Here is a 13,777-nt window from a genome sequence, read left to right as displayed (position 1 = left end):
AATTAAGTAAAAATGAAGTGACTAAATCCCATTATAGAGTATAGAACTTTATACTTGGGAGTGTTTTTCAATATGGTTTAAGTGAAAAATAAAGTGAACGAAATTTTTTTTGATGTAGTTGTAGAAGAACTTGGAGAAATTGAACTAACAAATGAATTGTATTTAAATTAAAATTACTTGTTATCTAACATGTATTGTATAAACGGGGTGACTTTCTCTTTTTTATATTTATCAAATACCATATAAACATTTTGAGTTGGAATTTTTGTCTTTGTAATAAATGGAATGCGAGCAAGTAAACCATTCTCTTCATCGTTTTTAATAATACTCTCTAACATAAATCCAATTCCTTCACCTTTAAGTAGAAGCCGTAATGCCACACCTGAATGATCAACTCTATACCGCATTGTTTCATGTTTTCCAATCTCTTGCTCGAACCAATTTGAGAATTCAGTTCCCCAATTATAATGAATAAAAGGCAATTCTTTTAAATGATTTAATTGAAGCGATTTTATTTCATTTACAATATGCGACGCGCCTACCAAATGTATCGCTTCTGTTCTAACAGTGTAGACATTGAACTGAGGAGATTGGGGCGCATTATAAACAAAGCCCACATCTATTAACCCATAGCGAATCTTCTCAATAACATCTTCAGAATGGCCAGTTATTAATCGTAACGCTGTTTTTGGATTATTAGATTGGTATTGGTGTATTTGATCAAAAATTTGAATATCCCAAAGAGAATTCATGCCGCCTACTACTAGACTAGTATCAAATTTTGATTGAATCATCGTTGTTTTAATTCCCTCACTCAAGACTTCTAATGCTTGTTGAACATAAACTAAAAATGTCTTCCCCTCGTCAGTGATTTCTACATGACGAGTTTTTCTTATAAAGAGTTTTTCTCCAACTTCTTCTTCAAGTAATTTTATTCTTGCAGTAATTGTTGATTGAACAACATTCATTTCTTCCGAAGTGCGAGTGAAATTTCTACTTTTAGCTAATGATACAAAGGTTTTCAATTGTTCAATATCCACTTACTTCCTCCTTACTATTAATTCGTTTTTTTCATTAATACCATTAAAATAATTCGTTTTTATAATCATTTTGATTCTTTTACTATAAATTATAGGAGGGATCAAATGACGAAGCAAACTTATATTCTTTCAATTTTAATACTTATATTTTCTACTGGTGGATATACAGCAATGCCTCTATTTCCGCTAATTACTGATATTCATAGTATTACACTTGCTCAAGCTAGCGCTTTAACAGCTATTTATATTTTTGCTCAACAAGCAACACCAGTTTTTCTAGGTCCTCTCGGAGATTATTATGGATATAAAAAAATATCAATTATAGGAGAAATGATTAGGGGAGTAGGATTTATAGGGATAGGAAGCGTTTCGGAGTACATAACATTACTACTTTTCTCTTCCTTAGCCGGACTGGGCGGAGGATTTGCAGGTCCTTCTTTACAATCTCTGATGATGAAAAGTGCAAAACTCGGAGCTAGAGCTAAGGTTTCCTCTTTGAGAGCTAGCGCTACAAATGCCGGTTTACTATTAGGTCCTATTATTGCTAGCATAGTAATATGGACAGGGCACTTCAATATTATTTTTATAGCTGCAGGAATTCTATATTTGTTAGGAGCAATATTGTTATTAATATTTGTGGATCCTACTAATAATAAATCAATGAATAAAAAGCCGAATTCTAAAGACATTATCGAAGTGGTTCAAAATAAAGGATTCATGCAACTTATAGTTTTTATGCTAATGTTCTATATTGTATTTGCACAAATTTTTGTAACAATGCCGGAATACGCCAAACAATTTACAAATCAAATCCAAACATTGTTCCTAGTTAACGGGATAACAGGTTTGGTTTTACAATACCCTGTAGGAATGCTAATAAGTAAGTATAACAAACCAAAAATCTTTATGATCATTGGTATTACACTGATCTTACTATCGTTTCTAACTTTATCTTTATGGAATTATTTTATTGTATTATTCGTATCTATTCTCTTGTTTACAATCGGTGGGGTTTTCATATTACCTATAATCGAAACAGCCATCGCGAACTACTCTAATAACTCAGGAAAAATGGGACTTTACTATGGTATTAGTAAATTATCAGATGGACTAGGAAGGCCGGTAGGGAGTTTACTTGGCGGGTGGTTATTTTATAATTATTTCCATTCAATGGTTTGGTTCACATTTGCTATGTTTAGTGTTTTCATGCTTTTATATATTTTGATAATTCCTAAGTTAGGTGGTTTGAATAATAATTAAATTTATGTTTTTAACACCTTTTTTCATCATATTTCACAAGGAAAACTAGAAAATCGCCAGAAAAGGCGACACTCCTGCGGGAACAGCGTTGACCGAAGACACCGCAGGAGCGCAGCGACGAGGAGGCTGAGGCGACGCCCGCGGAAAGGGAGCCGTTCTGGCGATTTTCGTATTTTTTGCTCAGCCCCAAGTTTTATATATGCTTGACAAGCACCTTCACGAATTGCTCAAGTCCTTCTTGATCATGTTCAGTGAAACGATTATACTCTGGACTGTCAATATCGAGAACGCCGATCACTTCGCCGTCTTTCAGTAATGGAACGACAATTTCAGAACGGGAAGCGGCGTCGCAAGCGATATGGCCTGGGAACTGATTAACATCCGGAACGAGAATCGTTTCATTTTGTTGTGCAGAAGTTCCGCAAACGCCTTTACCGAGAGGAATACGGATGCATGCCGGTAAACCTTGGAATGGTCCAAGTACGAGTTCGTCTTCGCCATCCATCATATAAAAGCCGACCCAGTTAATACGGTCGAAAAATTGATTAAGCAAAGCTGATGCGTTGCTTAAATTCGCATAACGATTGCTCTCGCCCGTAAGTAGTGCATCAAGCTGTTTTGCCAGTTGATCATATTTATCTTTCGGGATATCCGAATAAGTAGTTGCAGTGAACAAATAAAGCACCCCCTGAAAGTATTCTTCTTCAGTATACGTTTTGAACGGATTTTCTACAAATTTCGCGCCAATTTGCCCCGAAAACACCTTTTTCCCTATAATTCGTCCAAATTCAAACGAAAATGCTTTAAACATGTTACTATATAAGATAATATTATTTTAACTAGACGTTAAAAATACTTCATTTCAGTGACTTCGGAATAGGGGGATCACAATGGTGAAATATTTCATCATTCCAATTATTGTTCTACTTGTGCTCATCACGATCGCCTTTTTATTCAGGCGTAAACATATTAGCGAAATCAATAAACTGGAACATGAAAAAATGCAAATCCAAAACAAACCGATTTTTGAAGAGATGATGAAAGTAAAACAATTGAATATGACAGGTGAAACAGAGGAGAAATTCGAACGATGGCGAAATGAGTGGACCGAAGTCGTTGATGTACATATGCCGAAAATCGATTCATTGCTATTCGATGCAGAAGACATGATTGATCGGTTCCGTTTCAAAAAGGCGACAGCGATCGAAAAAGAAATCCAAGAAAAAATTCGTCAAAGCGAAAAAAGGAAAAATGACATATTGGCTGAGCTGAATGAATTGATCGGGAGTGAAGAGAAGAACCGTATTGAAATCGAAAATCTTCGTGAACAATATCGGTTAGCCCGAAAGACGATTCTGGCTCATCAGCACTCGTTCGGATTGGCTGTCGGTCCTTTGGAGAAGGAGTTGGAATCCTTCACTCCAAAATTTGAAGAATATGATGAATTAACTGCGAATGGAAATTACCTGCTCGCTCGTGAAATTGTCATTACTATGACTTCAAAAGGGGAGAGGCTGTCATCGCTTATTCATGAAATCCCTACATTGCTTACGGAGCTTCAAAACAAGATGCCGGCTTCCATTCGAGAATTGCGAAACGGTATAAAGGAAATGGAAGATCAATCCTATTATTTAGGCCATCTTGATTTACCGAAACAGTTGAAAGAAATCGAAGAAGCAATTGCGGAACAGTTAACGAAGTTGGCCGAACTTGATATCGATGAAGTGAGGCAAAACGTCATGGATATGAATGACCGGATCGATACGTTTTACGATTCGTTGGAAAATGAAGTGAATGCCAAGCATTACGTGGATTACCATTTCACGGACGTTGAAGAATCGCTAGCGGAGATCATTCAATTGACGAGAGAAACTTCTGATGAAGCGGTATATGTCCAACAAAGCTATCGTCTTGATGAAAAGGAAGCGAAATTGCCTCAATCCTGCTTAAAAAGATTGGAAACTCTTCAAGGTCGGCATGACACCCTAAAAATTATGATGGGGGAAGAAGAATCCGCCTATTCCTATTTGCAAAATGAACTTAAAGGGATTGCAGAAGAGCTTGAGGAAATTGGAGAGGAACAAGAGCGTCTCGCCAATCGGATGAAAAACCTTCGAATCGATGAAAACAATGTCAGAAATAAATTAAATGATCTCACCCGAGAACTGCAAAATGCAGATCGGAAGCTTCACCGGGGGAATATTCCTGGTATTCCGGACGAGATGGATGCACGGCTTGAAGAAGCAGAAGAACAGCTTTTCCTCGTAAGCCAAAGCTTGCAGGAAGTTCCATTGAATATATCGGTTGCGGAAAGTTATTTGGCAAATGCGGAATCTGTAGTGTTCGACGTGAATGAAAGAGTCGATGAGCTTCTTGAAAACGTCATGCTCATCGAGCGGATCATCCAGTACGGAAATCGCTATCGCGCATCCAATCCGGAAATGCATGAACGATTACTCAATGCTGAGGAATCATTCAGGCAATTCCGCTATGCAAAAGCGCTCGAAGAAGCTGCGACCGCTGTGGAAGCTTTTGAGCCGGGTGCGATGAAACGAATTGAAGAAATGTTGAAGGAGCAAGTATGATATAAAAAGCCACCGGCATCATGTGCAGGTGGCTTTGTCACGTCAATTAAGCGTTGGTGAAGTTTACAGTTAGAAAGGAAAATCCAAATGATTTATTTTGATAATAGCTCAACAACACAGCCAGACGAAAGTGTTCTTGAATCCTTCATGGCTGCAAATCATAAATATTATGCTAATCCTGCTTCACTTCATGTATTAGGACGGGAAGCGGAAGCTTTATTGGATCGTTCAAAAGAACAGATGCTAAAGCTCGTTGGAAATGAAAACGGGAACGTCGTCCTAACGGCAGGCGGGACAGAAGCAAATAATTTGGCGATATTCGGTTTAAGTGAAGCGTATCGGGCAAGAGGCAATCATATCATTACAACGCAAATCGAACATCCTTCCATTTTACAAGCATGCCGTAAATTGGAGGACAACAGATTTGAAGTGGATTATTTGTCAGTTGATGAACAAGGCCTCATTTCATTAGACGAATTAGAAAAAACGCTTCGAAAGGATACGATTCTCGTCAGCATCATGCACGTCAATAACGAAATTGGCACGATTCAGCCGATCCGTCAATGCGCTGAATTGATTAAAAAAAATAGCCGTGCCATTTTCCATTCCGACTGTGTCCAAAGTTACGGAAAGCTGCCGGTTAATATGGAATCGTTGCAAGTGGACGCGATTACGATTTCGGCTCATAAAGTGAACGGACTGAAGAATTCAGGTGCGTTGCTGCTGAAAAAAGGCGTTACACCGCAAGCAATCAATTTTGGTGGCGGCCAAGAAAACGGTTTGCGCAGTGGAACTGTCTCTGTCCCGAATGCGGTTGCAATGGCGAAGGCGATGAGAATCAGCTCCGTTCAAGAAGAGAGAGCGGATTATCGGGAGTGGCGAAATCTGCTGATTGAAGCATGCCGCAGATATGAAAATATTCAAGTTTTATCACCGGAATACGGTGCGCCGCATATTTTATCGATTGCATTTAAATCAATTAATGGAGAAGTAGCTGTGAACTACTTCCAAGAACATGGCATCATTTTATCAACATCGAGTGCCTGCTCATCAAAAAATAAAAATGCCAGCCATGTCATTGAAGCAATTGGTTTAGAAAATAAGTTTAAAAACGGTGTCATCCGTATTAGTTTCGGCAACACTAATACAAAAGATCAATTGGACGAATTTATTACTGTGCTCAAAAGCTTCATGGACCTAATCGAGAGGGGAATGTAACAAATGAAATGGAAAGAAATATTGATCCGTTATGGTGAATTATCATTAAAAGGACGAAACCGTAACCAGTTCGTCCGTAAATTGAAAAAGAATATACAGGATGCAATGACAGATTTGCAAACAGTTCGGCTACGTGCTGAACGTGATCGAATGTTTTTACTTGCGGACAGTGAAAAAGATATGAATGAGGCGATTGAACGGTTGTCGCATATTTTTGGAATTCAATCGTTCAGTCCGGTTGCTATGTGTGACGCTGATCTCGATGCGATTAAACAGAAGGCGCTTGAAGTGATCGGCACCGAAGATACTGCCGGCAAGACGTTCAAAGTCGAAATAAAACGAGCAGATAAAACATTCCCATACGTGACAGGCGAATTGCAACAGGCGATTGGCGGACATGTCTTGCACCATTTCCCCGAGCTTACCGTTCAAATGAAAAAACCGGATATCCTGTTGCACGTTGATATTCGGAAAGAAGGAGCTTTTCTAACGTCAAAAGTATATAAAGGGGCAGGTGGCATGCCTGTAGGTTCCAATGGACATTCATTGCTTATGCTATCAGGAGGCATAGATAGTCCAGTCGCGGGATATCTACTCATGAAGCGTGGCGTCTCGATCGACGCGATTCATTTTGCGAGCCCGCCATATACAAGTGAATTGGCGAAAAGAAAAGTGATGGATTTGACAGAAAAGCTATGTTCTTTCGGAGCACCTGTCCGACTTCATATCATTCCATTCACAGAACTACAGCAAGCAATCGTACAACAAGTGCCTAACAATTTGTCCATGACGACAACGAGAAGAATGATGCTTCAAATTGCAGATCAAGTGAGAGAACAAATTGGGGCATTGGCCATTGTCACGGGAGAAAGTTTAGGACAAGTTGCGAGTCAAACGCTTGACAGTCTTACAGCCATCAATGAAGTGACGGCAACTCCTATACTCCGTCCATTGATTGCAATGGATAAATTGGAGATTATTGAGCTTTCAGAGCAGATCGGGACGTATGATATTTCCATCCGGCCATATGAAGACTGCTGTACGATCTTTACCCCAAGCAATCCAAAAACAAAACCAAAACTTGAAAAAGTTCATCATTATGAAAGCTTTTTTGATTTCCAGCCGTTAATCGAGTATGCGGTGAACAATAGAGAAGTCATTGAAGTTTGGAAAGAGCAAGAGAAGGATGAATTCGAGGATCTGCTTTAATTGAGGGATTTATTACCATAATACCTCCTGCATGAATTTCCGGAAACGGTCCATTCTATATGCACAAGGAGGTGACAACGACATGGCTAACAACAACAGCGGCAACTCAAACCAACTCCTAGTTCCAGGGGCACAACAAGCTCTAGACCAAATGAAATACGAAATCGCACAAGAATTTGGTGTACAACTTGGAGCAGATGCTTCATCGCGTGCCAACGGATCCGTCGGCGGAGAAATCACTAAGCGATTAGTGCGTCAAGCCCAATCACAAATGAACGGATTCCAACAACAATAAAAAATGTATGAAAGCTGTCCCGGATTTCCGGGGCAGTTTTTCTTTATATTTCATTACAAATCAGTATTCACTTCGAATGAAAAGTTTATTCAATTGCCTGAAAGTAATAAGATATGTTTTGAACTTTTACCATTGCATTGTATAATTGAGTAATACGAATAGGAGGAGATCGCATGAATCGTGAGGAGTTACTCGCACCAGAAGACTATAATCTTGTTTCAGAATTTGAAAAATATGCAGATGGAAAAGAAAATCGAGCGCTCATTTATGTTGATACGAATGAACAAGAACAAACTATTACATACGATGAATTAATGGTTTCAGCGAATCGAGCAGCAAATGTGTTTATCGAAAATGGGTTGAAAAAAGGCGATATCATTCTCGTCATGGTTCCCCGGACAATCGATGCGTACGTTACATATATCGGAGCATTGAAGGCTGGAATGGTCGTTATTCCAAGCTCTGAAATGCTACGTTCTTCTGACATTGAATATCGACTTGAGCATAGCCAGGCGAAAGCAATTGTCGCTTATGATGCATTTATGGATCAGTTCGAATCGGTCAATAACTTACAAGGGGTTCAATTATATGTCGTCGGTGAAGCAGGTGAAGGCAAGAAATCACTGACCCGTTTAATGGAAACAGCTTCCCCTCATTTCGAAACAGCTTCTACGAAAGCTTCGGATATGGCTTTTCTTTCTTACACTTCAGGGACGACAGGCAAGCCGAAAGGAGTAGTCCATACACATGCTTGGGCTTACGCACATTTGCGGACAGCTGGACCGAACTGGCTTGGCATTGAGGAAGGGGATATTGTTTGGGCTACCGCTGCACCGGGATGGCAAAAATGGATTTGGTCTCCTTTCTTATCCGTATTAGGCAGCGGCGCAACCGGACTTGTTTATAACGGGAAATTCGATGTGGAAACGTATTTAGGCTTGATAAAAAAATACGAAGTAAATGTGTTATGCTGCACGCCTACTGAATACCGTTTCATGGCTAAAGCGGAAAATTTACAGGATTATGATCTTTCCTCACTTCGTAGCGCAGTTTCTGCCGGTGAGCCGTTGAATCGGGAAGTAATCGATATATTTGAGAAGACATTCAATCTTGCAGTCAGGGATGGATACGGCCAAACGGAAAATACTTTACTCGTCGGAACGATGCTCGGGATGGAAGCAAGACCAGGCTCGATGGGGAAACCGACCCCAGGGAACCGGGTTGAAATTATTGACGATGAAGGGAATCCGGTTTCTCCTGGCGAGGTTGGCGATATCGCCGTCCATATTTCCACACCAGCCCTCTTCAAAGAGTATCTGAACGATCCGGAACGGACAAAAATGCAATTCAGAGGCGAATATTATGTAACAGGGGATCGGGCGAAGCTCGATGCGGATGGTTACTTCTGGTTCGAAGGACGGGGAGATGACATCATTATCAGCTCGGGATATACAATTGGGCCATTCGAAGTCGAAGACGCATTGACGAAGCATCCGGCTGTCCGTGAATGTGCAGTCGTTGCAAGCCCAGATGCAGTGAGAGGCAACGTCGTCAAAGCGTTCATCGTGTTACGAAATCCGGAAATGGCACAACAAGAAAATCTTGTTCAAGAGTTACAGGAACATGTGAAAAAATCAACGGCACCTTATAAATACCCGCGTAAAATCGAATTTGTGAATGAATTGCCGAAAACAGCTTCGGGTAAAATCATGCGAGTCGAATTAAGGAAGCTAGAGCAGAGTAAATGATTGAACAAAACCGTCCTATGCACAGGCATGGACGGTTTTTTGGTGGGTTTACGAATAGTATGGAAAGGACTATAATTGTCCTATTCGAAAGGAGTGTGCCTGAATGCAACCCGAAAAAAGTGGTATCTTGTGGGTCCTTGGATCCTTTCTCATTTGGGGAGTCATGCCAATTTATTGGAAGCATCTAGAACATGTACAAAGTGATGAAATCTTAACGGGGCGCATAATGTGGGCATTCATTTCCACTGTCCTTGCCGTCTTGATCATGAAAAACGGCAAACAGCTTATCACCGACATCCGTGAGCTTTGGAAAAGCCAGTCCCAATTTTGGAGCCTTTTCATCGCAAGTGTGCTTGTCACGTCGAATTGGTTTATTTACATATGGGCGGTCAATCATGATTTTATCGTTCAAACGAGTCTTGGCTATTATATAAATCCTCTTGTTTCAGTCTTGCTCGGCATCTTTTTTCTGAAGGAGAAGCTGTCGTCTTCACAAAAAATTGCTTTCCTACTTGCCCTTATCGGTGTCATTATTTTGACGGTTTCATACGGAACATTTCCTTGGATCGCTTTATCGCTAGCGATTACATTCGCGGTTTATGGGTTCATTAAGAAAAACATTAAATTGGATGCCCTTCGCGGATTGGCGATCGAGACATTATTCATGACACCATTCGCCATCGGTTATTACATCTTCCTTTTCGTGAAAGATCAGGCTGTCTTTTTGTATAGCGACTTGCAAACAGATATTCTTCTCATCCTGACAGGTATCGCGACAGCGCTTCCGCTCGTCATGTATGCGAAAGGGGTGCAGACAATTCCGCTATATGTCGCGGGGTTCACTCAATATATCGCTCCAACATTAATGCTGTTTATCGGTGTCGTTATATATAAGGAATCATTCGGTGGAATTGAAATGCTATCATTTTCATTAATTTGGGCAGCGCTTATTCTTTTCACGGTCTCAAAGGTTTATGAATCGATTATGACAAAAAAGGGTGCTCATCAATCACCAAAGTAATTGAAACTTTTTTACGCAGGAATCGTATACAATGGTGGAAGATGAAGGGGGAATTACATAATGGCAATGAAACGATGGATTGCAATCATCGTAGCAGCAGTGCTGATCTTCATATCGATAGGCATCAATTCACTATCGTATGTATTCACAAGAGATTTCAGCGGATTTATGGAAGAAATTGCGGCAGGTAATGCTGGCTATAGCGAAGTCGTCATCGAACAAGGAAGAGGAAGGGATCGAATTGCCGTTGTTACATTGGATGGCATCATTCAGGACGTTGGAAGCTCTTTGTTCTCTTCAGGCGGATATAACCACAAATTATTCATGTCGCAACTTCAAGACATCCTGAACGACCAAACGGTGAAAGGCGTCGTCCTTTCGGTGAATACGCCAGGTGGTGGGGTCGTTGAATCATCGGATATTTACGATGCCATCAGGACGATTCAACTCGATAGGGAGATCCCTGTTTACGTAGCAATGGGCGGGTTGGCTGCTTCAGGTGGCTATTATGTATCAGCGCCTGCAGAAAAAATCTATGTTCATCCTGAAACAATTACTGGATCGATCGGTGTCATCATGGAAAGCGTCAATTATGCAAAGCTTGCAGAAAAATACGGTATTGACTTCAATACAATTAAAACAGGGCCTTACAAGGACATCATGAGCAGTTCCAGGGAAATGACAGAGGAAGAACGCAATATGCTTCAGGAAATGATTAATGACTCTTACGAACGATTTGTTGAAATTATTGCAAAAGGCCGTAATATGTCAAAAGAACAAGTGAAAAAGATCGCGGATGGGCGTATCATGAACGGCAGACAGGCGATCGAGGCCGGGCTAGCGGATGATTATGGGAAGTTGGGCGACGTGATCGACGCAATAAAGGCCGATTATAATTTAGAAAATGCTACTGTCTTTGAATACACGCCAATGGAAAGCTTCGGTTCACTTTTCGGAGTGAAAGTCGGTGATCTTTTCGGTCGTAACATCGAGGCTGAACTGATCGGGAAATTGCTATCCGATTATGATGCACCGCGGATGATGTACTTGTACGGTGAAAAATAAGGAGGGAGTTTGGCATGACGGATCATATTGAAGAAAATGAGTCGATGAGAGACGTACCCCAGCCGAATCGCCTTCCTGATTATGAAATCATCCGGACTGAGCAATTCAGACCAAAGTTCGCTGGATTTTGGACGCGTTTTTGGGCATATATAATCGACTTGCTCATTGTTTCATCTATAAGTGGTATATTCATTAAACCGGTTTTCAGGATTTTGGATATTAAAATATCCAACCCATCATTTCTTTTATTCAGTCCTTACAAAGTGACCCTTCTTATTCTTTTTCTCGCCTACTTTGCTTTAATGACAAAGTTTACAAGTCAGACTGTTGGAAAAATGATACTAGGTATAAAAGTTGTCACTACTGATGGCGGCAAACTAACATGGGGGACGATTCTCTTCAGGGAAGTGATTGGCCGTTTTATTTCGAAGCTACTTACGATCCCTTATTTGCTCGTTGCCTTCATGCCGAAAAAAGAATCATTGCATGACTTATTTGCGGACACATATGTCATCCATGAACATTCATTTGAGAGGGAAATAATTGAAACTCGGCAGGAACGCAAGGGTGAAGAGTTGCAAGCTGGAACAATTGTTTAGTAGAATGAATTGGAATGAATAAGGAGGCGTCTTCATGGTAAATGTCACATTTAAACAAAACCCGGTTACATTGCTCGGCAAGGAAGTAACAGTAGGCGACAAAGCTCCAGATTTCACAGTACTATCAAACAGTTTACAACCAGTTACGCTGAATGATTCCAAAGGGAAAATCCGTCTGATCAGTGTTGTACCATCCATCGATACTGGTGTTTGTTCAGAACAGACGCGTAAATTCAGCCAAGAAGCGACTTCGCTAGGAGATGATGTGGAAGTGCTCACAATTTCCGTCGATCTACCTTTTGCACAAGCAAGATGGGGAGCAACGGAAGGAATTAGCAACGTCCAAACATTGTCCGACCATCGCGACCTCTCTTTCGGTGAAGCGTATGGGGTCGTAATGAAAGAATTGCGCTTGTTAGCTCGCAGCGTATTCGTCATCGACAAGGATGATACGGTCACATATATCGAATACGTGAGTGAAGGGACGGACCACCCGGACTACGACAAAGCAATTGCAGCTGTAAAAGAATTAACGAAATAATTAGTTGGCCCACTCGGAAACGGGTGGGCCACATTACCGTTATAAACGAATTTTAGTCTTTTATTGAAAGGCATATTTTGGATTAGAGGGATACTACATGGTGACAAATACTGAACAGATTTTTACATTTTTAAATGAGCATGCAGAGGCGAATAAAGAAGATCTTTACTTGGAAGCAATCATCGATGCCTGTCATATTTGGCTGTCAGGGGACAAAATGCCACGCTTGACTCCTTCCGTTACGAAAGAGGAAATCCGAAGAGGAATTCAGCTTGCAGTCCTGAAAGGAATGAAACAGCAAGCTCAGCCGAATCATCAGATGACTCCGGATGCAATCGGTATGCTAATCGGCCACTTTGCAAACAAGTTGATGCAGCAAAAGGACGAGGTGACTGTCCTGGATCCGGCAGCTGGAACGGGCAATTTATTGTTCACCGTCATGAACTCAATTGGAGATCAGGTTACAGCGACTTCTGTTGAAATAGACGAACTGTTGGTCAGGCTGTCCGCCATCACTGCCGAGCTTCTCGAACAGCCGGTCCGTTATTTCATCCAAGATGCATTACGCCCTTTACTCGTTGACCCAGTCGACTTAGTCGTCTGTGATCTGCCTGTCGGCTATTATCCAGATGACGACAACGCCATGAATTTTGAAATAATGCCTGCAGAAGGACATGCTTTTTCCCATCATCTTTTCATTGAACAATCAATGAACCATTTGAAAGAGGGTGGCTATGCCATCTTCCTAACGCCTGCATCTCTTTTCGAATCCGATCAATCCGCGGAGCTCCACCGCTATTTGAAAAAGAATGCCGTCATCCGAGCAGTCCTGCAACTACCGGCTTCCTTATTCCGCAGCGCAGCACACGAGAAAAGTATTTTCATCCTCCAGAAGCCATATGCTGAAATGAAGGCTGCGCCCGACGTGCTTCTAACAAAAGTGCCGGATATGTCGGACAAGCTAGTAATGTCACGTTTCCTCGAGCAGATTGAAAACTGGATTGATGAATCATAAAAAAAGGTAAGTAAAAAACAAAACGATCAAGCATCCAAAGTAAAAGAACCTGCCCATTTAGGCACTGACTATCTTTTTTGAGACAGTCAAAAAACACCTTATTATGCAGCCAGTTGTCGGAATTGTACCGGCGATTGGCTGTTTAATTTCGTTTGAATGCGGATATTGTTATAATAAGTAA

Annotated in this window: 14 protein-coding genes; 11 read left to right on the top strand and 3 right to left on the bottom strand. The window is 40.9% G+C overall.

Going from position 1 to position 13,777, the window contains the following annotated elements:
• Window positions 1–173: 173 nt before the first annotated feature.
• Complete coding sequence (locus tag MHZ92_RS09775) at window positions 174–1,040, bottom strand: LysR family transcriptional regulator (protein ID WP_239431507.1); 867 nt, start codon at window positions 1,038–1,040, stop codon at window positions 174–176.
• 105 nt (window positions 1,041–1,145) lie between these two features.
• Between MHZ92_RS09775 and MHZ92_RS09770 the strand changes: the two genes are divergently transcribed.
• Complete coding sequence (locus MHZ92_RS09770) at window positions 1,146–2,300, top strand: MFS transporter (protein ID WP_239431506.1); 1,155 nt, start codon at window positions 1,146–1,148, stop codon at window positions 2,298–2,300.
• 193 nt (window positions 2,301–2,493) lie between these two features.
• Here the strand turns inward: MHZ92_RS09770 and MHZ92_RS09765 are convergent, their stop codons facing one another.
• A complete protein-coding gene (locus tag MHZ92_RS09765) occupies window positions 2,494–2,976 on the bottom strand; it encodes a GAF domain-containing protein (protein ID WP_239431752.1) in 483 nt (160 codons plus the stop codon).
• Between the two features lie 214 nt (window positions 2,977–3,190).
• Between MHZ92_RS09765 and ezrA the strand changes: the two genes are divergently transcribed.
• The 10 genes from ezrA (at window position 3,191) to MHZ92_RS09715 (ending at window position 13,596) form a co-directional block, all read left to right on the top strand.
• Window positions 3,191–4,885: a septation ring formation regulator EzrA gene (gene ezrA / locus MHZ92_RS09760; protein WP_239431505.1), complete on the top strand. Its 1,695-nt coding sequence runs from the start codon at window positions 3,191–3,193 to the stop codon at window positions 4,883–4,885.
• 87 nt (window positions 4,886–4,972) lie between these two features.
• Window positions 4,973–6,103, top strand: coding sequence for a cysteine desulfurase family protein (locus MHZ92_RS09755; RefSeq protein ID WP_239431504.1), 1,131 nt, complete (start codon window positions 4,973–4,975; stop codon window positions 6,101–6,103).
• A 3-nt stretch (window positions 6,104–6,106) separates the two neighbouring features.
• Complete coding sequence (thiI, locus tag MHZ92_RS09750; RefSeq protein ID WP_239431503.1) at window positions 6,107–7,312, top strand: tRNA uracil 4-sulfurtransferase ThiI; 1,206 nt, start codon at window positions 6,107–6,109, stop codon at window positions 7,310–7,312.
• Window positions 7,313–7,394: 82 nt separating this feature from the next.
• Entirely contained in the window at window positions 7,395–7,607 is a 213-nt protein-coding gene (locus MHZ92_RS09745) for an alpha/beta-type small acid-soluble spore protein (RefSeq protein ID WP_239431502.1), read from the top strand.
• Between the two features lie 173 nt (window positions 7,608–7,780).
• The gene (mbcS, locus tag MHZ92_RS09740; protein WP_239431501.1) at window positions 7,781–9,355 is read left to right on the top strand and encodes an acyl-CoA synthetase MbcS; all 1,575 of its coding nucleotides are present in this window, start codon (window positions 7,781–7,783) and stop codon (window positions 9,353–9,355) included.
• A 103-nt stretch (window positions 9,356–9,458) separates the two neighbouring features.
• Window positions 9,459–10,376 (top strand): EamA family transporter RarD, encoded by a 918-nt coding sequence (rarD, locus tag MHZ92_RS09735; RefSeq protein ID WP_239431500.1) that lies wholly within the window; start codon window positions 9,459–9,461, stop codon window positions 10,374–10,376.
• Between the two features lie 60 nt (window positions 10,377–10,436).
• Window positions 10,437–11,441, top strand: coding sequence for a signal peptide peptidase SppA (sppA, locus tag MHZ92_RS09730; RefSeq protein ID WP_239431499.1), 1,005 nt, complete (start codon window positions 10,437–10,439; stop codon window positions 11,439–11,441).
• A gap of 14 nt (window positions 11,442–11,455) precedes the next feature.
• On the top strand, window positions 11,456–12,040 hold the full coding sequence (locus tag MHZ92_RS09725; RefSeq protein ID WP_239431498.1) for an RDD family protein: 585 nt from the start codon (window positions 11,456–11,458) through the stop codon (window positions 12,038–12,040).
• A 34-nt stretch (window positions 12,041–12,074) separates the two neighbouring features.
• Window positions 12,075–12,581 (top strand): thiol peroxidase, encoded by a 507-nt coding sequence (tpx, locus tag MHZ92_RS09720; protein WP_239431497.1) that lies wholly within the window; start codon window positions 12,075–12,077, stop codon window positions 12,579–12,581.
• Between the two features lie 97 nt (window positions 12,582–12,678).
• Complete coding sequence (locus MHZ92_RS09715; protein ID WP_239431496.1) at window positions 12,679–13,596, top strand: class I SAM-dependent methyltransferase; 918 nt, start codon at window positions 12,679–12,681, stop codon at window positions 13,594–13,596.
• A 101-nt stretch (window positions 13,597–13,697) separates the two neighbouring features.
• Here MHZ92_RS09715 and MHZ92_RS21595 read toward each other — a convergent pair.
• The coding region (locus tag MHZ92_RS21595) for an IS3 family transposase (RefSeq protein WP_370644691.1) at window positions 13,698–13,777 on the bottom strand (80 nt) is incomplete at its 5' end.

It is taken from the genome of Sporosarcina sp. ACRSL, from assembly GCF_022346605.1.
GTDB lineage: Bacteria > Bacillota > Bacilli > Bacillales_A > Planococcaceae > Sporosarcina.
The sequence above is the reverse complement of the archived record's forward strand: the minus strand, read 5'-3'. Positions and strand labels throughout refer to the sequence as shown.